General features: G+C 71.5%; 28 protein-coding genes. 12 read left to right on the top strand and 16 right to left on the bottom strand.

Annotation, left to right across the window (positions count from 1 at the left end; genetic code table 11):
- Window positions 1-71: 71 nt before the first annotated feature.
- The 5 genes from ACFC79_RS29350 (at window position 72) to ACFC79_RS29330 (ending at window position 4,972) form a co-directional block, all read left to right on the top strand.
- A complete protein-coding gene (locus tag ACFC79_RS29350) occupies window positions 72-1,184 on the top strand; it encodes a MerR family transcriptional regulator (protein ID WP_376246158.1) in 1,113 nt (370 codons plus the stop codon).
- Window positions 1,185-1,337: 153 nt separating this feature from the next.
- Window positions 1,338-1,766 (top strand): hypothetical protein, encoded by a 429-nt coding sequence (locus ACFC79_RS29345; protein ID WP_376246155.1) that lies wholly within the window; start codon window positions 1,338-1,340, stop codon window positions 1,764-1,766.
- A gap of 283 nt (window positions 1,767-2,049) precedes the next feature.
- On the top strand, window positions 2,050-2,781 hold the full coding sequence (locus ACFC79_RS29340; RefSeq protein WP_376246152.1) for a hypothetical protein: 732 nt from the start codon (window positions 2,050-2,052) through the stop codon (window positions 2,779-2,781).
- Between the two features lie 478 nt (window positions 2,782-3,259).
- Window positions 3,260-4,288: a UDP-glucose 4-epimerase GalE gene (gene galE, locus ACFC79_RS29335; protein WP_376246149.1), complete on the top strand. Its 1,029-nt coding sequence runs from the start codon at window positions 3,260-3,262 to the stop codon at window positions 4,286-4,288.
- Window positions 4,289-4,450: 162 nt separating this feature from the next.
- Window positions 4,451-4,972 (top strand): DUF2199 domain-containing protein, encoded by a 522-nt coding sequence (locus tag ACFC79_RS29330; RefSeq protein ID WP_376246147.1) that lies wholly within the window; start codon window positions 4,451-4,453, stop codon window positions 4,970-4,972.
- A 116-nt stretch (window positions 4,973-5,088) separates the two neighbouring features.
- On the opposite strand, the gene ACFC79_RS29325 is transcribed toward ACFC79_RS29330, so the two are convergent.
- From ACFC79_RS29325 to ACFC79_RS29310, 4 genes are all read right to left on the bottom strand, one after another.
- Window positions 5,089-5,808, bottom strand: coding sequence for a TetR family transcriptional regulator (locus ACFC79_RS29325; RefSeq protein WP_376246144.1), 720 nt, complete (start codon window positions 5,806-5,808; stop codon window positions 5,089-5,091).
- A gap of 83 nt (window positions 5,809-5,891) precedes the next feature.
- On the bottom strand, window positions 5,892-6,152 hold the full coding sequence (locus ACFC79_RS29320) for a sterol carrier protein domain-containing protein (protein ID WP_376246141.1): 261 nt from the start codon (window positions 6,150-6,152) through the stop codon (window positions 5,892-5,894).
- 15 nt (window positions 6,153-6,167) lie between these two features.
- On the bottom strand, window positions 6,168-7,151 hold the full coding sequence (locus ACFC79_RS29315; protein WP_376246138.1) for an asparaginase: 984 nt from the start codon (window positions 7,149-7,151) through the stop codon (window positions 6,168-6,170).
- Window positions 7,152-7,196: 45 nt separating this feature from the next.
- Window positions 7,197-7,823 carry an ABC transporter substrate-binding protein gene (locus ACFC79_RS29310; RefSeq protein ID WP_376246135.1) on the bottom strand — a complete coding sequence of 209 codons (627 nt, stop codon included), beginning with the start codon at window positions 7,821-7,823 and terminating at the stop codon, window positions 7,197-7,199.
- A 130-nt stretch (window positions 7,824-7,953) separates the two neighbouring features.
- On the opposite strand from ACFC79_RS29310, the gene dtd reads away from it, so the two are divergent.
- Window positions 7,954-8,403, top strand: coding sequence for a D-aminoacyl-tRNA deacylase (gene dtd, locus ACFC79_RS29305; RefSeq protein ID WP_376246132.1), 450 nt, complete (start codon window positions 7,954-7,956; stop codon window positions 8,401-8,403).
- Window positions 8,404-8,538: 135 nt separating this feature from the next.
- Here dtd and ACFC79_RS29300 read toward each other — a convergent pair whose 3' ends face one another.
- The 3 genes from ACFC79_RS29300 to ACFC79_RS29290 form a co-directional block, all read right to left on the bottom strand.
- Complete coding sequence (locus ACFC79_RS29300) at window positions 8,539-9,504, bottom strand: YgfZ/GcvT domain-containing protein (protein ID WP_376246129.1); 966 nt, start codon at window positions 9,502-9,504, stop codon at window positions 8,539-8,541.
- A 253-nt stretch (window positions 9,505-9,757) separates the two neighbouring features.
- On the bottom strand, window positions 9,758-10,273 hold the full coding sequence (locus tag ACFC79_RS29295) for a Fur family transcriptional regulator (RefSeq protein ID WP_376246126.1): 516 nt from the start codon (window positions 10,271-10,273) through the stop codon (window positions 9,758-9,760).
- A 272-nt stretch (window positions 10,274-10,545) separates the two neighbouring features.
- Window positions 10,546-11,118: an FABP family protein gene (locus tag ACFC79_RS29290; protein ID WP_376246123.1), complete on the bottom strand. Its 573-nt coding sequence runs from the start codon at window positions 11,116-11,118 to the stop codon at window positions 10,546-10,548.
- A gap of 483 nt (window positions 11,119-11,601) precedes the next feature.
- Here ACFC79_RS29290 and ACFC79_RS29285 point away from each other — a divergent pair, with 483 nt between their 5' ends.
- On the top strand, window positions 11,602-11,964 hold the full coding sequence (locus ACFC79_RS29285) for a DsrE family protein (protein ID WP_376246120.1): 363 nt from the start codon (window positions 11,602-11,604) through the stop codon (window positions 11,962-11,964).
- Between the two features lie 4 nt (window positions 11,965-11,968).
- Here the strand turns inward: ACFC79_RS29285 and ACFC79_RS29280 are convergent, their stop codons facing one another.
- The 8 genes from ACFC79_RS29280 to ACFC79_RS29245 all read right to left on the bottom strand — a co-directional run bounded on the left by ACFC79_RS29280 (window position 11,969) and on the right by ACFC79_RS29245 (window position 17,971).
- A complete protein-coding gene (locus ACFC79_RS29280) occupies window positions 11,969-12,226 on the bottom strand; it encodes a DUF3099 domain-containing protein (RefSeq protein WP_376246118.1) in 258 nt (85 codons plus the stop codon).
- A 229-nt stretch (window positions 12,227-12,455) separates the two neighbouring features.
- The gene (locus tag ACFC79_RS29275; protein ID WP_376246115.1) at window positions 12,456-12,743 is read right to left on the bottom strand and encodes a DUF1416 domain-containing protein; all 288 of its coding nucleotides are present in this window, start codon (window positions 12,741-12,743) and stop codon (window positions 12,456-12,458) included.
- A 60-nt stretch (window positions 12,744-12,803) separates the two neighbouring features.
- Window positions 12,804-13,649, bottom strand: a complete 846-nt coding sequence (locus ACFC79_RS29270) for a sulfurtransferase (protein WP_376246112.1) — start codon at window positions 13,647-13,649, stop codon at window positions 12,804-12,806.
- Between the two features lie 160 nt (window positions 13,650-13,809).
- Window positions 13,810-13,917, bottom strand: a complete 108-nt coding sequence (locus ACFC79_RS29265; RefSeq protein WP_376246110.1) for a putative leader peptide — start codon at window positions 13,915-13,917, stop codon at window positions 13,810-13,812.
- 324 nt (window positions 13,918-14,241) lie between these two features.
- Window positions 14,242-14,931: a DUF2993 domain-containing protein gene (locus ACFC79_RS29260; protein WP_376246107.1), complete on the bottom strand. Its 690-nt coding sequence runs from the start codon at window positions 14,929-14,931 to the stop codon at window positions 14,242-14,244.
- A gap of 211 nt (window positions 14,932-15,142) precedes the next feature.
- A complete protein-coding gene (locus ACFC79_RS29255) occupies window positions 15,143-16,792 on the bottom strand; it encodes a hypothetical protein (RefSeq protein ID WP_376246104.1) in 1,650 nt (549 codons plus the stop codon).
- 10 nt (window positions 16,793-16,802) lie between these two features.
- Window positions 16,803-17,057 (bottom strand): MoaD/ThiS family protein, encoded by a 255-nt coding sequence (locus ACFC79_RS29250; RefSeq protein ID WP_376246101.1) that lies wholly within the window; start codon window positions 17,055-17,057, stop codon window positions 16,803-16,805.
- Between the two features lie 41 nt (window positions 17,058-17,098).
- Entirely contained in the window at window positions 17,099-17,971 is an 873-nt protein-coding gene (locus tag ACFC79_RS29245) for an alpha/beta hydrolase family protein (protein ID WP_376246098.1), read from the bottom strand.
- Between the two features lie 316 nt (window positions 17,972-18,287).
- Between ACFC79_RS29245 and ACFC79_RS29240 the strand changes: the two genes are divergently transcribed.
- From ACFC79_RS29240 to ACFC79_RS29230, 3 genes are all read left to right on the top strand, one after another.
- Window positions 18,288-19,154 (top strand): response regulator transcription factor, encoded by an 867-nt coding sequence (locus ACFC79_RS29240; protein ID WP_376246095.1) that lies wholly within the window; start codon window positions 18,288-18,290, stop codon window positions 19,152-19,154.
- 51 nt (window positions 19,155-19,205) lie between these two features.
- Entirely contained in the window at window positions 19,206-20,246 is a 1,041-nt protein-coding gene (locus ACFC79_RS29235; protein ID WP_376246092.1) for a LacI family DNA-binding transcriptional regulator, read from the top strand.
- A gap of 348 nt (window positions 20,247-20,594) precedes the next feature.
- Complete coding sequence (locus ACFC79_RS29230; protein WP_376246089.1) at window positions 20,595-21,620, top strand: S1C family serine protease; 1,026 nt, start codon at window positions 20,595-20,597, stop codon at window positions 21,618-21,620.
- A 102-nt stretch (window positions 21,621-21,722) separates the two neighbouring features.
- Here ACFC79_RS29230 and ACFC79_RS29225 read toward each other — a convergent pair whose 3' ends face one another.
- Entirely contained in the window at window positions 21,723-22,337 is a 615-nt protein-coding gene (locus tag ACFC79_RS29225; RefSeq protein ID WP_376246086.1) for a recombinase family protein, read from the bottom strand.
- 396 nt (window positions 22,338-22,733) lie between these two features.
- On the opposite strand from ACFC79_RS29225, the gene ACFC79_RS29220 reads away from it, so the two are divergent.
- A complete protein-coding gene (locus tag ACFC79_RS29220) occupies window positions 22,734-23,822 on the top strand; it encodes an ABC transporter permease (protein ID WP_376246319.1) in 1,089 nt (362 codons plus the stop codon).
- The gene (locus ACFC79_RS29215; protein ID WP_376246083.1) at window positions 23,819-24,499 is read left to right on the top strand and encodes an ABC transporter ATP-binding protein; all 681 of its coding nucleotides are present in this window, start codon (window positions 23,819-23,821) and stop codon (window positions 24,497-24,499) included. The genes ACFC79_RS29220 and ACFC79_RS29215 overlap by 4 nt, the downstream gene beginning before the upstream one ends.
- The last annotated feature ends 142 nt before the right edge of the window (window positions 24,500-24,641 follow it).

Here is a 24,641-nt window from a genome sequence, read left to right as displayed (position 1 = left end):
TCGGGGGAGACCACACCATCGATGGAGCCGGGAGAGACGCCCGGCATGAGGAGGAGCGAGGAGGAACGCGCATGAGCCTGCTGACCATCGGGGCGTTCGCGAAGGCGTCGCGGCTGTCACCGAAGGCGCTGCGTCTCTACGACGAGCTCGGCCTGCTGACACCCGCCCGCGTCGACCCGGTGACCGGCTACCGCCACTACGCGCCGGAGCAGCTGGAACAGGCCCGGCTGGTCGCCTGGCTCCGGCGTCTGGGCATGCCGCTGGCCCGCATCCAGCGAGTCTGCACGCTGGACGCGGTACCGGCGGCCCAGGAGATCCGCGCGTTCCGGGCCCAGGTAGAGGCCGACACCGCCGCACGGCGGGACCTTGCCGACTTCCTCATCGACCATCTGACCCGGAAGGACCCCGCCATGCCTCCGACCGCTACTCCCCTGGGCATCCACTACGCCGCCCTCTCCGACACCGGCCGTATCCGCGCGAGCAACCAGGACACCGCCTACGCCGGTCCTCGCCTGCTCGCCGTCGCCGACGGCTACGGCCACCGCGGAGCCCCCGCGAGCGCGGCCGCCGTCGACGCACTCAAGCACCTGGAATCCGACGGCGTCCCGGCGGGCAATCTGCTCGACGTCCTCAAGGACGCCGTCGAACGGGTCGAACACGCAGTGCACGGCGCCACGGGGGTCGGCTCCTCACCCGCCGACTCATCACACGAGGATGCCGGTACGACACTCACCGCGATGCTCTGGACCGGATCGCAACTGGCCCTCGTCCACATCGGCGACTCCCGCGTCCTTCTCCTGCGCGACGGCGAGCTGTTCCGGATCACCCACGACCACACCCTGGTGCAGTCGATGGTCGACGAAGGACGCATCCGCCCGGAGGAGGCCGACTCCCACCCCCAACGTTCGCTGCTGGTACGGGCCCTGGGCCATGGAGCCGACGCCACCCCCGACATGCGCCTCCACGACGCCCGACGAGGAGACCGCTACCTGCTCTGCTCCGACGGCCTGTCGACCGTGGTGCCGACCGAGGAGATCCGTCGGGTGCTCTCCGGGACACCGGAACCCGAACAGGCGGTCCGCGAACTCATCGCCCTCGCCAACGCCTCCGGCGGCCCCGACAACATCAGCTGCGTGGTCGCCGACGTCGTGGAGCACCAGCACCCGCGCTCCGCCCGGCACTGATCCGCGGAATCGAGTGGCGGGGGGGGGTGCTGTGCGGATCTCGCCGGTGCCTGCCCCCGGCGGCGCGGCCACCGTTCGTATGCTTGTCCGCGGGCGGTGGCCGCGTCCCCGGGCCTCGGACGGCGCCGCGCGCCGCGGAACTGGGGGACAGACATGCGGAAGAGCCGCCCTCCCTGGGCGATCGGCTACTTCCTGATGGGCAGTGTGTGCCTGCTGATCGCCGTGGTGATGACGGTGGGCATGCGCCATGTGGTCAGCCTGATCCCGATCGTGGTCCTGGGTGTACCGGGTGCGGTGCTGACGTTCCGCGCGCCGGTGTTCAGCGTCTCCTACGGGCCGGCCGGGGTGAGGTACTCCGGGCTGCTCGGGGTGCGCTCCTACGCGTGGGCGGACGTCCTGGAGGTGCGGGTGGCCGTCCTGTCGGGCAACGTCTACTCGTCCGACGTCCCGGAGCTGGTGCTGGCCTCCGGCGGGACGGACCAGCTGCTGATGCTGGGGGGCCACAGCTGGGGCCGGGCCCGGAACCGGCGTGTCGTGCGGCTGGTGGCCCGGCTGGAGGCGGCGCGCGTGGCCGCGTCCTGACGCCGGTCGCTTCCACCGGCGGCGCGCGGCACCGGCAGTCTCGGATACCCGGTTTCCCGACACCCGGTTTCCCGACGGGCTCCCCGGGGCGCGGGCGTTGGGTCGTGGTGGGCTCGGAGCGGATGGCACGGCAGCGGTTGCCGGGCCGGACTCGGCGGCAGATTTCGACCTCGGTGACAACCACCGCGCCGAAGTGATGACTGCCGCGCTTCGCACAGGAGGAGCCACCGAGGGCCGGGAAAACCTGATGTATCCCTTATCGAACTCCTGTTAGCTTCCTCGTGTGCCGAAGCTGAATCAGATAATCGCCGTGGAGAAGGGCGTCAAGTCCAAGTCTCTGCAGGAGTTGACCCAGGCCCACCACGACGTGCAGAAGCCGGCGCTGCTCGCCGGAATTTCCCGCACGTACCAGCCCAAGGACGAGGAGGGCGAGCAACTGCCGCCCGAGTCCACCCGGGTGCAGGTCAAGGCGGAGGACGTGCTGCGCACGACGGCGGCCACACTGACGCGGCTCTTCGATGTCACGGCGACGAAGGACTGGGCGAACCGTTCGGCCGCCGCCGACATCGTCGTCGACGGAACGGTGCTGCTGCCGCAGGTGCCGGTGCCGTACCTGCTCTTCCTGGAGAAGCAGCTGACCGACCTGCACACCTTCGTGCGGAAGCTTCCGGTGCTCGACGCCTCGGAGTCGTGGAACCTCGACGCCTCGACGGACTCCTGGAAGACCGACCCGGTGCGTACGATCCGCACCAAGAAGGTGCCGCGCAACCACGTCAAGGCGGAGGCCACGGACAAACACCCGGCCCAGGTCGAGGTGTACTACGAGGACATCCCGGTCGGGTACTGGACGACCGTGAAGTTCTCCGGCGCACTGCCCGCCCGGCGGGTGAACGAACTCCTCGACCGGGTCGAGAAACTCCAGCAGGCCGTCAAGTTCGCCCGCGAGGAGGCCAACGGCGTCGAGGTCACCGACCAGCGGATCGGGGACGCGGTGTTCGGCTACCTGTTCGGGTAGCCTCCAGAACTCCCTCCTTTTGAGCGGGGAGGGTGCGCGAAAGCGCAAGCTGAAACTGAAGTTGAAGCTGAAAACGGGGTAACAGGTGGGGGTTCGAATCCCTCCCCCGGCACTACGGGCCGGGGTGGCCCAATACGGTAGAGGCGGCCCCTCAATCTCAGATTCTCGCTCCAGTCTCAGTATTCGCCGCCGAACGCCGGATCGACCGGGCGCGGACGATCGCCGATGGATGGGGGTTCAAGTCCCCTCTGCGCCTCTCACATGGCGCGGTAGTTCAAAGGCAGAACACTCGGTATCAGAATGATCCGCGACCCTTAAACGCCGCCGGTGTGCGCAATTGGGTGGCACACAGGTGCCCGGGAGCTGGATATGCTCCCGGGCACCGTCACGTTCACGGGCCGCCGTCGCCACCGGGGCTACGGCACCGCCGTCACACGGACGGTACGACCCCAGGAAGCCACACACAGGAAGGCGCACCATGAAGGTTCTGATCGCCGGAGGCGCGGGCTACATCGGCAGCACGGTGGCATCCGCCTGCTCGGACGCGGGCATCACCCCGGTCGTCGTCGACAGCCTGGTCACCGGACGGCGGGAGTTCACGGCGGGACGGGACTTCTACGAGGGCGACATCGCGGACGGTCCCCTGATCGACCGGGTCTTCGCCGAGCACCCGGACATCGACGCCGTCATCCACTGCGCGGCCCTGATCGTGGTGCCCGACTCGGTCGCCGATCCGGTCGGGTACTACCGGGCGAACGTGACGAAGAGCCTGGAGTTCGCCGGGCATCTGCTGCGCAACGGCTGCACCCGTCTGATCTTCAGCTCCTCCGCCTCCATATACGGCGCGGACACCGACCTGACGGTCGACGAGGACTCCCCCGTCGCACCGCAGAGCCCGTACGCGCGCACCAAGGCGGTGTGCGAGGCGATGTTCGCCGACATCGCCGCCGGCCGACCGCTGCGGGTGCTGTCCCTGCGCTACTTCAATCCGGTCGGCGCGGACCCGCGCATGCGCACCGGACTCCAGTTGCGACACCCGAGCCACGCGCTGGGCAGGATGATCCAGGCGTGGGAGGAGGGAGTGCCGTTCCGGGTCACCGGGACCGACTACCCGACGCGCGACGGGTCCGGGATCCGCGACTACATCCACGTCTGGGACCTGGCCACCGCGCACGTGGCCGCCCTCGGCGCCTTCGACACCCTCCTGCCGGGAGCGGGAGCGGGAGCGGGAGCGGGGGGCACGGGGGCCTCCACCGTCATCAACGTGGGCACCGGCACGGGCACCACCGTGCGCGAGCTCCTCGACGCCTTCAACGGCGTCGTCGACACACCCGTGTCCGCCGTCGACGCGCCCGCGCGGCCGGGCGATGTGGCGGGTGCCTACACCCGGAGCGAGCGGGCACGGCGCGTTCTGGGGTGGAAGCCCAGCTATTCGCTTGCCGACGGCATCCGCCACTCGCTGGAGTGGGCGACCGTGCGCGAGACCGTCCTCGGCCACTCCGTCTGACGACCGTCCCGTACCCGTGTGCCCGCCGCCGTCCTGACGGCCGCCCCGGTTCGGCCGCGCAGCCCGGCGGCCGCGGCAGCCGACGCACGTACCGGGCGTCGCCGGCCGGTGGCCCCCTCCGGCCACAGCACCGGTGCCGCTCCCGGCAATAGGATCCCGCCCATGGCTATCGACCCCGGCTACACGTGCTCCTCCTGCGGTGAACACCACGCGGAACTCCCCATGGGGTACTCGACCATGGCGCCCGACGCCTGGGACGCGAACCTGGAGAGCGACCCCGACAGCATGCTCTCCTCGGACCAGTGCGTCGTCAGGAACGAGCACTACTTCGTCAAGGGCCTGATCGAGATACCCGTCCTGGGCAGCGACGAGCCCTTCTCCTGGGGCGTATGGGTCTCGCTCAGCCGGACGAACTTCGCCCGCGCCCTCGATGTGTGGGAGACCCCGGGCCGCGAGTCCGAGCAACCGTACTTCGGGTGGCTGAGCACCGAGTTGGGGCTGTACTCGCCCCGTACCACCAACCTCAGGACGAACGTCCACACCCGTCCGATCGGCCGACGCCCCCGCATCGAGCTGGAGCCCACAGATCACCCCCTCGCCGTGGAGCAGCTCACGGGCATCACGCGCGACCGGGTCCGGGCAATCGCCGAGGCGGTACTGCACGGCACGGACGTCCGGGCCTGATCCGGGCCCGAGCTGTCGCACGGCAACGCCGCCGCACAACAACACCGTTGTGCCGTCCTGCTGTTGTGCTGTTGTGCCGTTGTGCCGGCGCGGAGGCGAACCGGGCCCGCCGGTTGTCAGCGGCCGATGCCCGACCGCAACTGCGCGAAGGCGGCCTCGGCGGCCTCGACCGCACCCGTGTACGCCTGGCCGGCGCTCGCGCCCGCGTCGATCCGCCGCCAGTTCTCCATGGCCAGGATGCGTAGTACGGCGACGATCTGGCCCGCGGCCAACCTGTCCCCTGCCCGGTCGCCGAGCGCGCGGGCGAGCGCCGCCTCGGAGCGGTTCTGGTAGCCGACCATGCGGGCCACCAGGGACGGGGTCCCGTACAGCATCCGCATGAACGCCAGCACCTCCGGCACGTCGCACAGCCCGGTCACCGGGTCGCGACGTGCCAGGCCGTCGAGGAAGTGGCGGTGCAGCGCGTCCAGCGGGGATTCGTCGTCGGCGCGGGCGGCGACCACCCGGGCAGGCTCGTCCTCGTGGTCGGCGAACCGGTGCAGCGCCAGGTCCTCCTTGGTCGGGAAGTACCGGAACAGCGTCGGCTTGGAGATATCGGCGGCGGCAGCGATCTCCGCGACTGAGACCTTGTCGAAGCCCCGCTCCACGAACAGGGCGATCGCGATGTCGGAGACCGCCTGGTACGTCAGCTGTTTCTTCCGCTCACGCAGGCTCATCGGCACGTCGGGCGCCTGCGCCGGGCCGCCCTTCCCCGCCCCGTGCGCCGCATCCGCCGTGCGTGCCGCCCGCTCCGAAGCCCCGGGACCGGTTCCGGGGCCGGGAATCTCTCCGCTCATGAGCAGGAAGCGTACGCTCCGGCCCCGAACGAACCTGACGTACCGGCCACCGGAACACTCAGGTGTCAGAACATGTCAGGACATCAGGCGCGTCGCGCCGCCCGGATCATTCCCTCCGCCGGCGCCACCGCCCCCGGCCCCAGTTCCTCGATCCGGCCCGGGGCGGCAAGTCGGACCGGCGACTCGTCGCCGAGGCAGAACGTCCCCAACTCCCCGACGTCCAGGGCGATATCGGCATCCCGCGTGGTGGGTGCGCAGCTCGCCCCGGACGGTGAGCCGTCCAGCCGGTAGCGGCCGCCGACCGATTGTTCCGTCCGCGCCCACGTCTGCGGCCCCGTCCTCACCGCCGGGACGACCGTTCAGAACGCCGCGCGGATCTCGCCGACCTCGCCCCCGCCGCCGAGCAGCGGCGCGCGCCCGATCCGGTCGACCACCGGATCGTCGACGCCGAGCAGCCGCAGCGACCGGGCCAGCACCGGGCCGATCACCCGGCCGGCGCCGTCGTCGATCTTGAAGGCGAGGGCCCGGCCGTCCGGCAGCGCCACCGCCTGCACCGCCTCCGCGCCCATCTTGGAGAGGGCTCCGGGCACCTCCCGCATCAGCCAGGTGTCGGGGCGGCGCGTCCCGGCCACGTACTCGGGATGGGCCCGCATCGCGTCCGCGACCCGGCGCTCCGCCGTCCCCGGCTCCGCCCGTACGAACGCCCGGAAGGCCCGCGCCAGGCCCACCAGGCTGATCGCCATCAGCGGCGCCCCGCACCCGTCCGTACCGACCGCCGCGACCGGCTCACCGGCCATTTCCTCCACCACCTGGTGGATCAGCTTCTGGAGCGGGTGCGACGGGTCGAGGTAGGAATTCCGGTCCCAGCCGTTCGACGCGCAGACCGCGAGCATCGCCGCGTGCTTGCCGGAGCAGTTCATGGCGATCCGCTCCCGCACGCGGCCGGCGGCCAGGTACGTCTCCGCCTCGGCCGGGTCCAGCGGCAGGTCGGGCGGGGTCTGCAGATCACCGGGCGTCAGCCCGTGCTCGGCGAGCATCGTACGGACGAGGTCGAGGTGGAAGTCCTCGCCGGAGTGGCTCGCGGCGGCCAGCGCCAGCCGTTCCCCGGACAGGTCGAGTCCGGCCCGCAGCACGGCCGCGGCCTGCATCGGCTTGTTCGAGGAACGCGGGAAGACCGGCGTCGTCGGCTCGCCCAGGGCCTGTTCCACGCTGCCGTCCGCGGCCAGCAGGACCAGGGAGCCGCGGTGACCGCCCTCCACGAAGCCGGACCGTACGACCTCGGCGAGGACGGGGTGGGCGGGCGATATGGCGGAGGGGGCGTCGGCGGCGGCGCTGGGGGTCATGGTGGCCTTCCGGGGTGGGGCAGGACCCGCCCCGGAAGGATCGCTTCAGGCGAGCAGGTCGTCTACTTGTGCTTCACCTTCACGGTACCTGCGGGCGATCTCCGCCCCGCAATCGTCGGCGGTGCGTTGCAGCAGGTGACGGCGGTGGGAGACCTCCTGTTCGTAGCGGATCAGGCGTCCCATCGCGGTGTGCAGCTCTTCGTCCGTACGGGCGTCGAGGTCGGACAGTTCGACCTCGGCGAGCGTCTCGGCCGCCAGCTGCCGGTACTCGTCGCTGCGCGGTGTGGTGAGCGTGACGTGCCGGGCGGAGGAGCGCTGCTGGGACGGGGTGTCGGCAAGGATCTCCGAGAGCCGGTCCACCACGGGCATCTCCGGGTCCAGCCGCCGGGCCAGCTCGGCCCGCAGGATGTCGATCCGCCCCTGGACCAGTCGCCGCACATAGCTGAGGTCGGCCTCGTCGCGCTGCGAGTCGCGGCGCAGCGTGCGCAGCTCCGCCAGACACAGACCGGCCAGTTCGGGCCGCGCCTCCGCGTGCGGGGCGTCCACTCCACCGTGACCGGTCCGCTGAACGGGTGGGCGCATGGTGCTGGTGCTGGAGTTGCCGCTGGTGCCGCTGCCGGTACACGTGACCGGCACGGCGCCGGGGGACCGCCCGGTTCCATAGGTGCTCATGCTTGTGTCCATCCCCTCGACCGGTGCGTCGGCACACCGCCTTCCGAGCATGGTGCCACTTGGGTGGGTCTGTGTGGCCGCTCTGTACCCGTTCAGCCCAAGGCGGGTTGGCCAAGTTAGGTTGGTCTGTATGCGTGCAGTGATACAGCGGGTGGACGGCGCGAGCGTGACGGTGGCCGACGGAACGGGCGCGTCGGGCGGTCCGGATGTGGTCGGTGAGATCGTCGGCGAGGGGTTGTGTGTGCTGGTGGGAGTCACCCACGACGACACCCCGGAGAAGGCCGCCCAGCTCGCCCGGAAGCTCTGGTCGGTCCGCATTCTAGAGGGCGAGAAGTCCTGCTCGGATGTGAATGCACCGCTTCTGGTGATTTCGCAGTTCACCCTCTACGGGGACGCCAGGAAGGGGCGCAGGCCCACCTGGAACGCGGCGGCGCCCGGCGAGGTCGCCGAGCCGTTGGTCGACGAGGTGGTGGCCCAGCTGCGTGCGCTGGGGGCCCGTGTGGAGACGGGCCGGTTCGGCGCCGAGATGCGGGTCTCGCTCACCAACCACGGCCCGTTCACCGTGATCGTCGAGGTCTGAGCCGCCCCGGGGCCGGCCGGGCCCCGCAGGCACAGGACCGGACTGCGGACCCAGGACCGGCCCCGCAGGCACGGAGCCGACCCACGAACACGCGGCCCGGCCCCCACGGGCACGGGGCCGGACCTCAGGCGGACACTACGGCTCCACGACCGTCTCCTGCGCGGCGGCCGTGTCGCCCGCGAGCAGTTCCGCGTCCACCGCGACGTTCCGCTTCACCAGGGCCAGCGCGATCGGCCCCAGCTCGTGGTGGCGGGCGGACGTCGTGATGAAGCCCAGCTGCCGACCCTCGGGGCCGTCCGCGGCGAGCCGTACCGGGGTGCCGTGTCCGGGCAGCACGACCTCGCTGCCGTCGAGGTGCAGAAAAACCAGCCGACGCGGCGGCTTGCCCAGGTTCTGCACCCGCGCCACGGTCTCCTGCCCCCGGTAGCAGCCCTTCTGGAGGTGGACGGCGGTACCGATCCAGCCCACCTCGTGCGGAATGGTGCGGTGGTCGGTCTCGAAGCCGAGGCGCGGACGGTGGGCCTCGACGCGCAGCGCCTCGTAGGCCAGGACACCGGCCAGGGGGCCGTGCGCGGCCGCGTACTCCTCCAGGTCGGCGCGGGGCAGGAAGAGGTCCCGGCCGTACGCCGTCTCCCGTACCGTCACGCCCTCCGGGGCCTCGGCGATGGAACCGGCGGGCAGGTGCACCACCGCGAAGTCCTCCGTACGGTCGGCGACTTCGACCCGGTAGAAGAACTTCATGGACTCCAGGTAGGCGACCAGGTCGTCCTGCGTGCCCGGCTCGGCGTGCATCCACACGGTCTCGCCGTCGTCGACGAGGTAGAGGGCGTGCTCTACGTGCCCGTGCGCGCTGAGGATCAACGCCTCGGTGGCCTGCCCCGGGGCGAGTTCGCTGACGTGCTGGGTGAGCAGCAGGTGCAGCCAGGCCAGTCGGTCGTCGCCGATGACGGTGACGACGGCGCGGTGCGAGAGGTCGACGAGGCCGGAACCGTCGGCGAGGGCGCGCTGCTCACGGAACAGGTCGCCGTAGTGCGCGGCGACACCTTCGTCGCGGCCCTCGGCGGGGACGGCGCCGGGCAGGGACAGCAGGGGGCTCTTCATGCGACCAGCGTACGACGCGCCTCGGAGCCCGTCGGGCGGCCTTCGCCCGGGGCACATCCCGGCCGACGACCGAGCCGGGGCGGGCGTCCCGGACGACCGACGACCGCGCCCGGTCGGGGGGCCCGGACACCGAAACGTCACGACGTCACGACGCCGCCGAGCCCCGTGGCGGAGGTCGTCACTCCGTGAGGTGTTGCGCCATGGAACGTCACGTTGTGCAGCGTCACGCCGTGAGGCGCCACGCCACGGAGCATCACGCCGTGGAGCCTGCCGCGTCCCCCGCCGATGCCGTGCTCCCGCTCTCCGCGGCCGTGCCGTCGGGCGCCGTCCCGTCCGCGCTCTCGGACGCCTTCCTCTCCGTGCAGTCGGCGCAGCGGCCGAAGATCGCGAAGTGCTTCATGTCGGTGTCGAACCCGAAATCGTCGCGGAGCTTCGCGGTGAAGTCGGCGACGACGGCGACATCGGCCTCGATGACGTTCGTGCAGTCGCGGCAGACCAGGTGGATGTGGTGGTGGCGGTCGGCCAGGTGGTACGTCGGTGCCCCGTGCCCCAGGTGGGCGTGGCTGACCAGCCCCAGCTCCTCCAGGAGTTCCAACGTCCGGTAGACGGTGGAGATGTTCACCCCGGACGCGGTCTTGCGCACCTCGCAGAGGATGTCGTCGGGCGTCGCGTGTTCGAGTGTGTCGACGGCCTCCAGAACAAGCTGCCGCTGCGGCGTCAGCCGGTAGCCGCGCTTCCGGAGATCGGACTTCCAGTCGGTGCTCACCACACGCTCAGTGTAGGTCCGGGCGGACCGCTTGCCCTCCGTCGAACGGGAAGGTCTGCGGGACGGGCACGCACGAGGCGGGGCGGAACACGCGCAGGGCCGTCCGGAATGTGCCGGACGGCCCTGCGAACGATCGAACGGCCCCGGACGGCCCCCGCGCCGGGTGACCGGACACGGGCTGCCGTCGGATGCGGGCCACCGGACGAAGACGACGAAGACGCGGACTGCCCGAAGAGGCGGACTGCCCGAAGAGGCGGACTGCTTGAAGGCGCGGACTACTTGAAGAAGGCGATGCCGTCGTCCGGCAGGTCGCCGAGGCTCTTCGCCATCGCCTCGACCTCTTCGGGGGTGACGACCTTCTTCAGGTGGGCCGACATGTACGGGCGCAGTTCCACCTCGGGGGTGGCCTTCTCGCCGACCCACATCAGGTCGCTGTTCACGTAGCCGTAGAGGCGCTTGCCCCCGCTGTACGGGCCGGAGGCCGCAGTCCGCGCCACCGCGTCGGTCACCAGGTCGATCTGCGGCTTCTGATCGGCGAGTTCGCCGTACCAGATCTCGATGACGCCCTGGTCGCGGGCCATGACGACCTCGACCTTGCGGTCCTTGTCGATGCGCCAGTACCCCGTCTCGGACTCCAGCGGCCGGACCTTCGCGCCCTCGGAGTCCAGCACCCAGGTGTGCGAGGTGTACTCCAGGAAGTCCCGCCCGTCGTGGCGGAAGGTGACCTCCTGGCCGAAGTTGCACTTCTCGGCGCCGGGGAAGTCGGAGACACCCGCGCCCGCCCAGTTGCCGAGGAGGAAGGCCAGCGGGACGAGGTCCGGGTGGAGGTCGGACGGGATCTCGATCATGAGCGGCTCAGTCGATCTGTGAGGGGGGCGGGTGGTTCGCAGATGCCGTGGCGGTCAGCGCTGGCCCTGGTACAGCTTCTTCACGGTCAAGCCGGCGAAGGCGAGAACGCCGACGCAGACCAGGACCAGCAGGGCGGAGAAGAATGCCTCAAGCACGAGAGCTCCTTGGAACGAGCGGTGTGGCAGCGGTACGGCGCCGGGCTCCAGCCTAATGGGTTGGCCCTCGGCACGCCGGTCCGGGGCTTGCGCGGCGGGACCGCCCCGACGGCCGGAGGCGGGCAGCACCCCCGAAGCGGCCGGTGCCGGTCCGGGGTGCCGATGGCCCCGTGAACGCGTGCGGGCCGCCCCCGACCGCCGGCTCCGGACGACGCCCGGAGCCGGACAGGGGCCCGCGCGCACGGTCCGGGCGTCCGAAGGCAAGGGCTCGGGGCACCGCTCCTTCTCCCGCGGCCCGTCGTCGGCGAGGCCGTTACAGTTCGAGCCATGTCGAAGAAACTCGTGATCAAGGTGACCGCCGGTGCCGACTCGCCCGAGCGCTGCTCGCAGGCGTTCACGGTGGCCGCGGTCGCCGTCGCCAGCGGGGTGGAGGTCTCGCTCTGGCTGACCGGGGAGTCCTCGTGGTTCGCGCTGCCGGGACGGGCCGCGGAGTTCGACCTGCCGCACGCGGCGCCGCTGCCGGACCTCGTCGAGGCGATCCTGGCGGCCGGACGGATCACCCTCTGCACGCAGTGCGCGGCCCGCCGCGACATCACCGAGCAGGACGTCCTGGAGGGAGTGCGCATCGCGGGCGCCCAGGTCTTCGTCAGCGAGATCATGGCCGACGACGTGCAGGCCCTCGTCTACTGACGCTTCAATGGCGCTTCTTGCCGTCGAGCTCGTCCCACCACTCGTCGGACTGCGGGTCGCCGGACGGGTCGTCCCACCAGCGGTCCTCCGGCCCCCGCCGATTGGCGACCATGGCCGCGACGGGCGGGATGACCATCGCCACGACGCACATCGCTATCGCGGCGGGCATCGACCACAGCCTCACAAAGGCCCAGGCCGAGACGAAGAGGACGATGCACACGCCCATCATCAGGAAATAGCCGCGACGGCGTCGGGCGTACATACCTCAAGCGTAGGCCCGTTCCCGCCCGCGCGAACGTCGCACGGGCGGGCACGGCGCGCCTGCAAAAACACCGCGGGCGCCCCGCAAGCCGCACGCGCCGCACCGGGGCAGGACGTGAACGGCGCGAAGGGCCGTACCCGTGCCAGAAGCGTCCAACCCCTGGGGTACGGCCCTTCGGCCGGTCCGATGCGTGCCGGGTCCGCCCCCGCCGCATACGTCAGTCCATGTCTCAGACGGCGATGGCGACCTCGGAGAGGCCACCGGTGCTCGCCACGACCGTGCGGTCGGCGCTGCCGCCCGGGACCAGGGCGCGCACCGTCCACGTGCCCTCGGCCGCGTAGAAGCGGAACTGTCCGGTCGCCGAGGTCGGGACCTCGGCGGTGAACTCGCCGGTCGAGTCCAGCAGGCGCACGTAGCCGGTGACGGGCTCGCCGTCGCGGGTCACGCTGCCCTGGATGGTCGTCTCACCGGGCTTGATGGTCGAGGCGTCGGGGCCGCCGGCCTTTGCTCCACACATGGTGTTCTGTCCTTCTGCGTCGGGGGTCGGTGCTGTTCCGGGTCGTGCGGAGTCGTTCGGCTACTTGGCGGCGCCGAGCTCGATCGGCACACCCACGAGGGATCCGTACTCGGTCCACGAACCGTCGTAGTTCTTGACGTTCTCCTGGCCGAGGAGCTCGTGCAGCACGAACCAGGTGAGCGCGGAGCGCTCGCCGATGCGGCAGTACGCGATGGTGTCCTTCGACAGGTCGACCTGCTCGGCCTCGTAGAGGGCCTTGAGCTCCTCGTCCGACTTGAAGGTGCCGTCGTCGTTGGCGTTCTTGGACCACGGGATGTTGCGGGCGCTCGGCACGTGGCCGGGGCGCTGGGACTGCTCCTGCGGGAGGTGCGCCGGGGCGAGCAGCTTGCCGCTGAACTCGTCGGGCGAACGCACGTCGACCAGGTTCAGGTTGCCGATCGCGTTCACGACTTCGTCGCGGTAGGCGCGGATCGACTCGTCCTGCGGCTCGGCCTTGTACGCGGTGGCCGGGCGGGACGGGATCTGGTCGCCGTCGACCAGGTCGCGGGAGTCGAGCTCCCACTTCTTGCGGCCGCCGTCGAGCAGGCGGACGTCCCTGTGACCGTAGAGCTTGAAGTACCAGAACGCGTAGGACGCGAACCAGTTGTTGTTGCCGCCGTAGAGGACGACGGTGGTGTCGTTGCCGATGCCCTTCTCGGACAGCAGCTTCTCGAAGCCGGCCCGGTCGATGAAGTCACGGCGGACCGGGTCCTGGAGGTCCTTGGTCCAGTCGATCCGGATCGCGTTCCGGATGTGGTTCTTCTCGTACGCCGAGGTGTCCTCGTCGACCTCGACGAGAGCAACCTGCGGGTCGTCGAGGTGGGCCTCGACCCAGTCGGCGTCTACCAGGACGTCGCTGCGGCTCATTCTGTTCTCCTCCGGGGCAGTCTGCGGCGAGATGATGCGAGAGGTGCGTGCTGCGGATGTACGGCGGCGCAGGATGCGGCGCACGTGCAAAGGCGATGGGGCAGGGCCCTGAAACCGGTCGAAGGGCCGGAAGGACGCGCGGGCGCCGAAGGGCTTCCGCTCAGACAGTGCGACAGAGCATGGCGGCGACGCGGCACAGGTCCACTGCCCGCCGCTTCGTGAGATCCGCCCGTCCCCGCTGAGGGAGACCGTTGATGGAGCACTGCATGGGACCGATCGTAGGGACGTGCGGACGGCCGTGTCACCGCCGTGTCGTATATTGAGACGCTATCGTCCGCGATGCGGGATTCAACAGAGGTCCCGGTGTCCGGCGCATCGCTCCCGCCTCCCCGGTGCACGCCCCCCATCTGCGGAGCGGACAGGACTGTCTCAGCATGTGGCCGAAAGTGTGTGTCGCATGCGACCGGCACGGGGAACGGGGCGGGGAACGGGGCGGTTCGTGCGGCCTCCGGGCCGCCGGGCAGCACGCTCGCCCGTGCGGCACGGGGCAGGGGCGACCGGGCCCGCTGGCCCGTACGGGCCCGACGGGGGCTCAGCCGGCGAGCTGGACGTCCTTGCCCGTCACCGAAATCTCCACGCCCTCGGCGGTCGGCTGGATCTTCTGCAGCTTCAGCCCGCTGGGAAGGCCGCCGACCTCCCGCTGGAAGTCGGTCTTCCGGCGCACCAGACTCTCCAGCCCGGGTATGCCCTCGCCCGGCACCTTGTCGGCGTGCACCTTGAGCGTGTGGTCGCCGACCAGGGTGACAGTGGAAAGCACACTGCGGGAGATCGGCTGGCCGAGGACGTCGACCGTTCCGGTCACCTTCACCTTGCCGTTGCCGCCGTACTCGACGGCGACCCCGCCGCTGGCGGCCTCGGTCAGGTCCTTGTACGAGATGACGGCGGTGCCGTCGGCACGGGCGGCCGTGGCACCGGTGTAGCCGCTGGTCAGCCTGACCTCGTGCAGCGCGGCGTTCATCCGGCTGATCCGGAGCCTGCGGCCGTCCGTCTCGGTCTCTATGTTGCCGAGCTCGACGTCGACCTCGTCGATCTGCGAACCGGCGAGCTGGGTCAGGAACGGGAACCCCTTGATGGAGACATCCGCGGAGCCGACCGTGGCGCCCTCGACCCGGATCCGCCCCTCGACCTCCGACTCGGCGAAATACACCGCCGCCCGGTCGACGGCGACGAACAGCCCGCCCAGAACCACCACGACGACCAGCAGGACCCGCAGCGCGCGCATACCGTTCTTCCCCCCTGCCATCCGACCGTGTTCCGGCCGGAACACGGAGCCCGTGCGTCCGCTGTGCACACGGCCCCCTGGATGATCGACGAGCGGGCACCCCCTCTCGGTTCCCGAAGGGGGTGCCCGCTCGTCGGCGCGGATGACCGTGCGCCGGTGGCATCCGGCGGATCGAGCCCTGTGAGCCGGGTCGGGCCCTGTGGGTCATGCCTCAGGCGAGCAGGCGGCCGATCAGGTAGACGGCAGGGGCCGCGGCGGTCAGCGGCAGCGCCACACCGGCCGTCATGTGGACGAACCTCGACGGGTAGTCGTAGCTCGCCGCCCGCAGCCCGATCAGCGCGCACACACCCGCACCCAGGCCCAGCAGCGCCCCCTGCCCGCCGAGATCGGTGAGCATCCCGGCACCGGCACCGGCGCCCGCGGCGGCGAGCAGCGCCACCACGACCGAGACCGGCTCGGGCAGCGGCAGCGCGCGCACGACCGCGGCGACCGCGACGGCCACCCCGCCCACCGTCACCGCGTCCGGCACCGCCGCAAGGTGCCCGGCGGCCAGGACCGAGAGGGCGGCGGAGACAACGGTGGCCATCAGTCCGTACATCCGCTCGTCCGCGTCCGCACGGCTGCGCAGCTGGAGGACCACGGTGAGCAGTACCCAGACGCCGAGGGCGCCGAGAAGGGCGGCCGGGCCGTTCTCCCGGCCTGCGGCGAGCAGCGCGACATCGGCGACGAGACCTCCGGCGAACGCGAGCGCGATGCCCTGCCGGGCGGGCCACATGCCGTTCAGCCGGAACCATCCGGCCGCGGTCACGGCCTGGAGCAGCACCAGCGGTACGAGCAGGGCGTACGAGCCGATCGAGGCGCCGAGGGCGAGGAGCAGCCCGAGCACGGCGGTGAGGCCCGCGGGCTGGATGCCCGGCGGAATGATCGGCGAACGGCCCTCGGCGCGGGCCCGCTGGGCATCGGTGACGCGGCTGTTGCCCAGGGTGGTGGGAGCGCTGTATCCGGCGGCGTCCAGCGCGGACTCGGACGCGGAGGCGGAGGCGGTGTCGGTGGCGGCCGGGGACGCGGTGGACGCCGCCGCCGACTCGGCGGATGCCACCGGGGCCTCGGGGGGCAGCGGGTGGGAGCCGGTGCTGCCCGCCGCGCGCGGCGGGGTGTACGGCGGCAGGTACGCGGTCTCGGCGGCGGCCGGAACGGCCTCCGGCACCGGCACCGACCCGGCCGTCCCGCCCTGGTCCCCCTGCCCGGCGGGCCGTCGGAGGGTCGGCTGGTACTGGGTGTCCCAGGTCTGGCCCTCCCAGGTCTGGGCGACCCCGGAACCGTGGAGGTCATGGCCCCCGGACGCGTCCGTCCCCTGTGCCCCGGGGGCGGCCTGCCCCGTCGGCCACGCCTGCCCGGCGGGCGCCGCGTGGGTCCGGCCCTGGTCGTACGGCCCGGCCGCCGGGGCGCCGAAGGACTGACCGCCGTGGGAGCCGTTGTCGTGGGAGCGGTTGTCGTGGGGCTCGCCGCCGTATGCCTGCTGTCCGTGGACGCCGCCGTGGGAGCCGCCGTGCGCGTGGTCCGTGTACGGCCCGCCCGCGTACTGCTGCTGGTTTCCGTACGGCTGCTGGTTCCCGTACGGCTGCTGGTTCCCGTACTGCTGCTGGTTCCCGTACGGCTGCGCGCCGGAGGACGGCTCGCCGAGGGCCTGCTGCCCGGGGTACGGGTACGGGGGCTGGGGCTGCTGGTGTCCGTACGGCTGGGCCGACTGCGGCTCGGGGCCGTTCGGCGGGATGCCGTATCCCTGCCCGTAGCCCTGCCCGTAACTCTGGCCGCCCTCCGGGGGCCTGCCGTACGGGTGCTGCTGATCGTTGCTGCTCATGTTCTGGGGTTCACCCTCCTGCGAACGGCGGGAGCACCTCGACCGTGCCGCCCTCGGCAAGGCGTACGGTCTCATGCCCGCGAGCCCCCACGGGATCTCCGTCGACGAGGAACGAACACCTTTGCAGCACTCGGGTGAGCTCGCCGGGGTGCCGCTCGCGCACCGCGTCGAGGGCCTCGGCCAGGGTCGCGGCCGTGTACGGCTCCTCCGCGGTCCCGGCGGCTGCCTTGGCGGCGGCCCAGTAGCGGATCGTTCCCGCGGGCATGGCGGCGCTCCTCTCGTCTCGCGTCAGCTGTCCATGATGAATCACCGCGCCACCGCCCAGTCCCCGATGCGGCCGAGCAGGTCCTCGTCGGCGGCGTTCTCGGCATGGCCCATGCCGTGCTCCAGCCACAGCTCGGCGCCCTCGCCCGCCGCCTCGGCCAGCATCCGGGGGTGGTCCAGCGGGAAGTACGGATCGCGGTCGCCGTGCACGATCAGCAGCGGCGCCGGGGCGATCAGCCCGGCCGCGGCGAAGGGCGCGAGCGGCACGGGGTCCCAGTCGTCCCGAGCGATGCGGGTGCCGAATCCGTAGCGCCCGACCAGCCGCCCGGCGGGCCGGGTCACCATCCAGTGGAGGCGGCGCATCGGGGCCGTGCCCCGGTAGTACCAGCGTGCGGGAGCGCTGACCGCCACCACGGCGTCCGCGTGCGCGGCGTCCGCTCCCGCGCGGTACAGCGCCCCGTGCCGCAGCACCACGGAGCCGCCCATCGAGAACCCGACGGTCACCACCCGGCGGTGCCCCAGCACCCGTGCCCACTGCACCGCGGCCGCCAGGTCCAGCACCTCGCGATCGCCCACCGTCGACCGGCCGCCGGACCCGCCGTGCCCCCGGAACGAGAAGGTGACCACGGCTGCGTGCCGCCGCAGCGCCCCGGCCGCACGCAGCAGCGCGGGACGGCCGAGCGAACCGGTGAACCCGTGCGCGATCACGATCGCCGTGCCGCCCGCCGCGCCGTCCGCCGTGCCGCCCGCCCCCGCGCACGGTTCGTACGCCGCCTCGATCCGGACGCCGTCGTCGGTCAGCAGGGAAGCGCGTGCGGAGCCGGAATCCGGCGCGGAACCGGACACCGGCGAAGAACCGGGCGTGAGCAAAGGAACAGCGGAACCGGGAAATCGTCCCTCGGACACAGAACTCATGTGGGCTATTCTGCTGGGAAGAGGATCCGGGCAGAGCAGCCCCCGGGTCCTTTTGCGCTTTTCCGGCGTTGTTACGGCGACGTTTCCACAAGCTCAGCGGCCCCGGGAACGGGGCCACCACCCGTAAAGGCCGCACCAGGATCAGGACCCGGACCAGGCAGAAGCAGGACCCCGCGCAAACAATCGAAAGAAGTGCCGCATACTCCCCCGGGCCGGGCCCGGGAGTGCCCCTCTCGCAGGGAACGAGGAGGATCGACGTAATGGGCGAGCGAACCGTGCATGATCATCGACCGACGAACCGGGCAGGTGGGCGTCGATGAGTTCACTGCTGCTCCTGACGAATGCACTTCAACCATCGACGGAGGTGCTTCCCGCCCTCGGCCTCCTGCTGCACAGCGTCCGGGTGGCGCCCGCCGAGGGGCCCGCGCTCGTCGACACCCCGGGCGCCGACATCATCCTGGTCGACGGCCGCCGTGATCTGCCGCAGGTGCGGTCGCTGTGCCAGCTGCTGCGGTCCACCGGGCCGGGCTGTCCGCTGATCCTCGTCGTGACCGAGGGCGGACTCGCGGCCGTCACCGCCGACTGGGGCATCGACGACGTGCTGCTGGAGACGGCCGGACCGGCCGAGGTCGAGGCCCGGCTGCGGCTGGCGACCGGCAGACAGCAGCTGACCTCCGACGACTCCCCGATGGAGATCCGCAACGGCGATCTGTCGGTCGACGAGGCGACGTACAGCGCGAAACTGAAGGGCCGGGTCCTGGACCTCACCTTCAAGGAATTCGAGCTGCTCAAATATCTGGCCCAGCACCCGGGCCGCGTGTTCACCCGCGCCCAGCTCCTCCAGGAGGTCTGGGGCTACGACTATTTCGGCGGCACCAGGACGGTCGACGTCCATGTGCGGCGGCTGCGCGCCAAGCTCGGCCCCGAGCACGAATCGCTGATCGGCACGGTCCGCAACGTCGGCTACCGCTTCGTCGTACCCGAGAAGACGGAGAGGACGGAGAGGACGGAGAAAACGGCGGGAGCGGAGAAGGCCGGAAAGGCGCGACGCACCGCCGACCGGGCCGGGGAACGGGCCGCCGACCGGGCCGGGGAACGGGCCGAAAGCCGGAGCTCGTCGGGGACGGCGGCCGGATCCGTCACCCGTTCGGAGCAGCCCGCAACGGCAGGCTCCGCGGAATGAGCCCTGGTACGGCCTGCCTCTCGATGGGTCGATCCGCGTAGACTGCCGCGCGTGGCCAAGGTGACGCGGGACGATGTGGCGAGACTGGCGGGTACGTCGACCGCGGTGGTCAGTTATGTCATCAACAACGGACCGAGGCCGGTCGCCCCGGCCACGCGCGAGCGAGTGCTCGCCGCGATCAAGGAGCTTGGCTACCGGCCCGACCGGGTTGCCCAGGCGATGGCCTCGCGGCGGACCGATCTCATAGGAATGATCGTCCCGGACGCCCGGCAGCCGTTCTTCGCGGAAATGGCGCACGCTGTCGAACAGGCCGCCGCCGAACGCGGGAAAATGGTCCTCGTCGGCAACTCCGATTACCGCGACGAGCGCGAGGTCCACTATCTGCGGGCATTCCTCGGGATGCGGGTCTCCGGTCTGATCCTGGTCAGCCAGGGACCCAGCGAGCGGGCGGCGGCCGAGATCGAGGCGTGGGACGCGCGAGTGGTGCTGCTGCACGAGCGGCCGGAGGCGATCGAGGACGTCGCGGTCGTCACGGATGACATCGGCGGCGCCCAACTCGCCACCCGTCACCTTCTGGAGCACGGCAACGCGTACGTGGCGTGCTTCGGCGGTGTGGAGTCGACCCCGGTGGTCGGTGACCCGGTCGCCGACCACGTCGAGGGCTGGCGCCGTGCGATGCACGAGTCGGGGCGTTCGACGGAGGGCCGGCTCTTCCAGGCCCCGTACAACCGTTACGACGCCTATCAGGTGGCGCTGAAGCTCCTCGCGGGCCCGGACAGGCCGCCGGCGATCTTCTGCTCGACGGACGACCAGGCCATCGGGGTGCTGCGGGCCGCCCGCGAGCTGCGGATCGATGTGCCCGGGGAGCTCGCGGTGGCGGGCTTCGACGACGTGAAGGAGGCGGGTCTCACCGATCCGCCGCTGACCACGGTCTCCTCCGACCGCCCGGCGATGGCACGGGCCGCCGTCGACCTGGTCCTCGACGACTCGTTGCGGGTGTCGGGATCACGGCGGGAGCGGCTGAAACAGTTCCCCTCGGCGCTGGTGGTCCGGCGTTCGTGCGGATGCGGGGAGCCCGCCATCGGGTCGTGACGGTGCGCGGCATCGGTGCCCGGGAAGGTGCCCGATGCCCGCCGGCGCGGGACCGCAGGATGCCGCTCCCGGCCGCCGCCGGAGCTTCCGCGGCCACCCTGGCCCCGGTGCCCCGCCCGTCCCGTCTCCCGGTCCCGTCCCGTCTCCCGTTCCCGTCCGGTGCCGTCTCCCGTCCCCTGTCCCTGTCCGCACGGGCATCTGACCGCTCAGGCCCCTGCCCGCACAGGCGCCTCCCCCTCGGCCCCGGGCCCTTATGCCCCGGGCCCTTATATCGGGCATACGAGCTTCTGCCGGGCTTCTCAGGGCACGCTCAGGCTTCTCTCATCTTCGGCCGCGACGCTTTTGGACATGACAGAGAGCCAGCGCCCGAGCGGCGAGTACCCGATGTACCCCTCGTACGGCAACGGTGACGCGTCGTACCCGCCACCGCCGTCCTACCTCCCCCCGGCCCCCGAGCCCATCGAACCGGCCGCGCCCCGCAGCCGCCGGGCCCGGCGGCCGGTGGCCCTGCTGGCGGCCGTGGCGATCGCGGCGGCGCTGGTCGGCGGCGGCACCGCCGCTCTCGTCGGCGAGCTGACCCGCGGCGACACCGGCGCCGTGGGCGGCGGCGTCATTTCCGGCACGACGGTCTCGCAGAGCAGCAAGGGCACCGTCGCCGGTGTGGCCAAGGCCGTCTCACCGGCGATCGTCGAGATCAAGGCGGCCTCGAACGCGGGCGAGTCCACCGGCTCCGGCGTGGTCATCACCTCCGACGGCGAGGTCGTCACCAACAACCACGTCATCTCCGGCGCCTCGTCGATCCAGGTGACCCTGAGCACCGGCAGGACGTACCCCGCGAAGGTCGTCGGCACCGACGCCGACAAGGACCTCGCGCTCATCAAGCTCCAGGGCGCGAGCGGACTGAAGACGGCCACGCTGGGTGACTCCTCGGCCATCGCCGTCGGCGATCAGGTCGTGGCGATCGGCTCCCCGGAAGGTCTCACCGGCACCGTCACCAGCGGCATCGTCTCCGCCCTCGACCGCGATGTCACCGTCGCCAAGGACGGCGACAACGGCCAGGGACAGGGTCAGGGCGGGTTCGGCGGGCAGTGGCCGTTCGAGTTCGGCGGCCGGCAGTTCAACGGCGACACCGGCGACTCCACCACCACCTACAAGGCCATCCAGACCGACGCCTCGCTCAACCCCGGCAACTCCGGCGGCGCGCTGATCAATATGAACGGCGAGATCATCGGCATCAACTCCGCCATGTACTCGGCGAGTTCGTCCAGCGGATCGGGCAGCGGCAACGCGGGCAGCGTGGGCCTGGGCTTCGCCATCCCGGTGAACACGCTCAAGGCCGACCTCGACACCCTGCGGGCCGGCAACGGCTCCTGAGGGCTGTGCCGGCAGCGGCGCGGGCACAAACGCTCGCGGCCCCGGCCCACCACCCCGGCACGACCGTCCCCGGCCCACCGGCCCGGCACGATTCCCCCCGTCTCATCGAATCGCCCCATCGACTCGCCCCATCGACCCGGCCCATCCGGCCATGGCCCCACCGGCCGCAGCGCTCCGTGCGGCCTCCGCCTCGCACGCCCGGGACCCTCGCACCCCCGTGCCCCGGGCGTGGCCCTGTCCTCCCGAACCTACGGCGAAGTGAAAAGCAGCTCTCTGCAATCCAAGTGACGCTCGGTCAGGGAGAGCGAGGCGGGACCCGGGGACTTCGCCCGCCTGGAGGGCGGCGAAGTCTGCGTGGGCCTGCTCGACGGCTTCGGGGTACGCCTCGCGCTTGGCGTGTTCGGCGAGCGCCCGGTAGATGCCGGCCACCGAGGGGTTCTGTCCCCCGCGCTTGCCGGTGGGGATGAACAGGCCGGGCTGGACCTGCTCAACGGACTCGCCGAGCGCCCGGCGCCGCAGCACAGTGTGCAGCATGTCGTCGGTGATGACCGGCGGCCGGCCGCCGTGCCTGCCCTTGCGGGCTGCGGTGTCGAGCCCCTCCGACGTGAACTCCCGAATGTTCTCCCGCTCGGTCTCCGCCATCGCCGCGAAGAACGCGAACAGCAGCTTGCCCGGCCCGGTGGGGTCGTCGGTGCCGGGCAGTGGGCCGGCGAGCATCTCCAGGACCAGGCCGTGGGCGGGGTGAGGTGGTCCGCCCGGGCGGTGAGTTCGGCGGCGTCGCGACCGAGCCGCTTGGAAAGCGCGCGGCGATCCGGTGGCGGGTGCTGGTGGTGGCGCACAGGCGTTCCAGTGCGGCGGCGAGGGTGGTGCCCTCCAGGGCGAGCAGGGCGACGACCAGCAGGTGCAGGTACCAGGCCAGGGTCCGGGTGGTGGGGGTCGGGGCGGGAGCGGTGGTGTTCAGTCCCTCGCCTGAGCGGCGTCCATCGAAAGTTACAGGCGGCGGGCCGTCCTTCGGCGCGGCAAGTGCGGTCCTGGGCCAGATGCCCTGGGCGGGGGCTGGCGGCGAGAGTGGGGACATACCGCTTCCACCCTATGAAAGGGCAGGCCAGAGCCGTGTACGTCGCCTGGAGAGATCTGAGATTCGCCAAGGGGCGCTTCGCCCTGATGGGCACCGTCATCGTGCTGATCACGCTGCTGGTCGGACTGTTGTCGGGGCTGACGGCCGGGCTGGGCCAGCAGAACATCTCCGCGATCACGGGCCTGCCCGCCGACAGGATCGCTTTCGGTGCGCCGGGCCAGGGCGAGAAGCTGTCGTATGCCAACTCCACCGTCACCGAAAAGCAGTGGCGGCAGTGGGCCAGGACGCCGGGTGTGAGCACCGCCGAGCCGCTGGGCATCACCACGACCAAGGCGACAGCCGGGACCAAGAGCACCGGCGTCTCCGTCTTCGGCGTCCGGCCCGGGTCCTCCCTCGCTCCCGACAGCGACAAGATCGACGGCAAGGCGGTGGTGCTGTCGACCGCCGCCGCCGACGACCTCGGCGTGGCGGCGGGCGACACCTTCACCCTGGCCGGTCAGAAGGCGACGGTCGCGGCGGTACGCGGGGATGCCTCCTTCAGCCACACCCCCGTCATCTGGGCCGGCCTCGGACTCTGGCAGAAGGCCGCACCCCCCACCGGCCAGGCCGACGGGCCGACCGCGACCGTCATCGCCCTGCACACCACCTCCGGCACCGATATCAAGGCCGCCGACCAGGCCGCGGGCACCAAGACGGTCTCCACCGACGAGTCGCTGTCCGCCATCGGCTCCTACACCTCCGAGAACGGCTCGCTGCAGCTGATGCGCGGCTTCCTGTTCGCGATCTCCGCCCTGGTCATCGGCGCCTTCTTCACCGTGTGGACCATCCAGCGCAGCGGTGATGTCGCCGTTCTCAAGGCGCTCGGCGCCTCCACCGCCAGCCTGCTCAAGGACGCGCTCGGCCAGGCCGTCGTCCTGCTGGCCGGCGGCACTCTGATCGGCACCGGCATCGCCGCCGGCCTGGGCGCACTCGTCGCCGGCTCGGCGGTGCCCTTCCTCCTCACCCCCGCGACCGTCCTCGTCCCCGCCGCCGTCATGATCGCGCTCGGTGCGCTGGGAGCGGCCCTGTCCATCCGCCGCATCACCTCCGTCGACCCGCTGACCGCCCTGGGGAGCGCCCGATGAGCCTGAACCTGACCGACATCACCCTCACCTACCCCGATGGCGACACCCGCCTCACTGCCCTCGACCAGGTCACCCTTGACGTGCCCAAGGGCACTCTGACCGCTGTCGTCGGCCCCTCCGGCTCGGGCAAGTCCAGCCTCCTCGCCGTCGCCGCCACCCTCATCACCCCCGACTCCGGCACCGTCACCATCGACGGCGTCACCACCACGGGCATGACCCGCGCCGAACTCACCGACCTGAGACGCCACAAGATCGGCATCGTCTTCCAGCAGCCCAACCTGCTGCCTTCCCTGACCGCCGCCGAGCAGCTCCAGGTCATGGCACAGCTCGACGGCCGCAAGCCGCGCACCGCCCACGCGCGGGCCATGGAACTCCTCGACGCCGTGGGCCTCGTCGACCAGGCCGGCCGCCGCCCCCACCAGCTCTCCGGCGGCCAGCGCCAGCGTGTCAACATCGCCCGCGCCCTGATGAACGACCCCACCGTCCTCCTGGTCGACGAACCCACCAGCGCCCTCGACCACGAACGCGGCGCCGCCGTCCTCGACCTGATCACCCGCCTCACCCACCAGCAGGCCACCGCGACCGTGCTGGTCACCCACGACCGCACCCACCTGACCGCCGTCGACCAGATCGCCGAGGTCCACGACGGGCGTCTGCGGCTGCCCGAGCACACCTGACCCGCCTGGAAATCCGCCTCCAGGACCACCGGGCACACGCGGCGCCCGGTGGTCCTCGACGACGACGACGGCGGCCGTCCGTCCCACCCACCGTGCCCGTCCGCCGCGGCAACGATCGCCGCATCGCCGAAAGAGACCGCCA

The sequence above is a fragment of the Streptomyces sp. NPDC056061 genome (genome assembly GCF_042266885.1).
Classification (GTDB): domain Bacteria; phylum Actinomycetota; class Actinomycetes; order Streptomycetales; family Streptomycetaceae; genus Streptomyces.
This window is presented reverse-complemented; position numbering and strand designations above follow the sequence as displayed.

Coding starts and splice junctions, on each gene's coding strand:
- ACFC79_RS29350 (WP_376246158.1), top strand. CDS start 72: ATGAGCCTGCTGACCATCGGGGCGTTCGCGAAGGCGTCGCGGCTGTCA.
- ACFC79_RS29345 (WP_376246155.1), top strand. CDS start 1,338: ATGCGGAAGAGCCGCCCTCCCTGGGCGATCGGCTACTTCCTGATGGGC.
- galE (WP_376246149.1), top strand. CDS start 3,260: ATGAAGGTTCTGATCGCCGGAGGCGCGGGCTACATCGGCAGCACGGTG.
- ACFC79_RS29330 (WP_376246147.1), top strand. CDS start 4,451: ATGGCTATCGACCCCGGCTACACGTGCTCCTCCTGCGGTGAACACCAC.
- ACFC79_RS29325 (WP_376246144.1), bottom strand. CDS start 5,808: ATGAGCGGAGAGATTCCCGGCCCCGGAACCGGTCCCGGGGCTTCGGAG.
- ACFC79_RS29315 (WP_376246138.1), bottom strand. CDS start 7,151: ATGACCCCCAGCGCCGCCGCCGACGCCCCCTCCGCCATATCGCCCGCC.
- ACFC79_RS29310 (WP_376246135.1), bottom strand. CDS start 7,823: ATGAGCACCTATGGAACCGGGCGGTCCCCCGGCGCCGTGCCGGTCACG.
- dtd (WP_376246132.1), top strand. CDS start 7,954: ATGCGTGCAGTGATACAGCGGGTGGACGGCGCGAGCGTGACGGTGGCC.
- ACFC79_RS29300 (WP_376246129.1), bottom strand. CDS start 9,504: ATGAAGAGCCCCCTGCTGTCCCTGCCCGGCGCCGTCCCCGCCGAGGGC.
- ACFC79_RS29290 (WP_376246123.1), bottom strand. CDS start 11,118: ATGATCGAGATCCCGTCCGACCTCCACCCGGACCTCGTCCCGCTGGCC.
- ACFC79_RS29285 (WP_376246120.1), top strand. CDS start 11,602: ATGTCGAAGAAACTCGTGATCAAGGTGACCGCCGGTGCCGACTCGCCC.
- ACFC79_RS29280 (WP_376246118.1), bottom strand. CDS start 12,226: ATGTACGCCCGACGCCGTCGCGGCTATTTCCTGATGATGGGCGTGTGC.
- ACFC79_RS29275 (WP_376246115.1), bottom strand. CDS start 12,743: ATGTGTGGAGCAAAGGCCGGCGGCCCCGACGCCTCGACCATCAAGCCC.
- ACFC79_RS29270 (WP_376246112.1), bottom strand. CDS start 13,649: ATGAGCCGCAGCGACGTCCTGGTAGACGCCGACTGGGTCGAGGCCCAC.
- ACFC79_RS29265 (WP_376246110.1), bottom strand. CDS start 13,917: ATGCAGTGCTCCATCAACGGTCTCCCTCAGCGGGGACGGGCGGATCTC.
- ACFC79_RS29260 (WP_376246107.1), bottom strand. CDS start 14,931: ATGCGCGCGCTGCGGGTCCTGCTGGTCGTCGTGGTGGTTCTGGGCGGG.
- ACFC79_RS29255 (WP_376246104.1), bottom strand. CDS start 16,792: ATGAGCAGCAACGATCAGCAGCACCCGTACGGCAGGCCCCCGGAGGGC.
- ACFC79_RS29250 (WP_376246101.1), bottom strand. CDS start 17,057: ATGCCCGCGGGAACGATCCGCTACTGGGCCGCCGCCAAGGCAGCCGCC.
- ACFC79_RS29245 (WP_376246098.1), bottom strand. CDS start 17,971: ATGAGTTCTGTGTCCGAGGGACGATTTCCCGGTTCCGCTGTTCCTTTG.
- ACFC79_RS29240 (WP_376246095.1), top strand. CDS start 18,288: ATGAGTTCACTGCTGCTCCTGACGAATGCACTTCAACCATCGACGGAG.
- ACFC79_RS29230 (WP_376246089.1), top strand. CDS start 20,595: ATGACAGAGAGCCAGCGCCCGAGCGGCGAGTACCCGATGTACCCCTCG.
- ACFC79_RS29225 (WP_376246086.1), bottom strand. CDS start 22,337: ATGCTCGCCGGCCCACTGCCCGGCACCGACGACCCCACCGGGCCGGGC.
- ACFC79_RS29215 (WP_376246083.1), top strand. CDS start 23,819: ATGAGCCTGAACCTGACCGACATCACCCTCACCTACCCCGATGGCGAC.